Origin of the sequence: Corynebacterium sp. HMSC074A09, assembly GCF_001811545.1 — a bacterium.
GTDB classification, from domain to species: domain Bacteria; phylum Actinomycetota; class Actinomycetes; order Mycobacteriales; family Mycobacteriaceae; genus Corynebacterium; species Corynebacterium hiratae.
On record NZ_KV805128.1, the window covers coordinates 1 to 209 of the forward strand.

The window sequence follows — 209 nt, forward strand, 5'->3', positions numbered from 1 at the left end:
CGAACCGAGTACTCGGTCAAGCGGATGTGCCACGTGTTAAAGCTCAATCGCTCCTCGTTCTACAAATGGGTCAACACCCGCGAAAAACGCAGGTTAAAGACGTGTTCCGATGCCCTTCTTGGTGCGAGAATCAAGACTATCTTCGATGATGAGCACGGGCTTTATGGTGCTAAACGCATCGCTGCAAGCCTCAACGACGATACGGACTT

Annotated in this window: 1 pseudogene; it reads left to right on the top strand. The window is 51.2% G+C overall.

Annotated elements, in window-relative coordinates:
- Positions 1-209 (top strand): annotated as a pseudogene (locus HMPREF2807_RS13705) (IS3 family transposase); the annotation flags it as partial.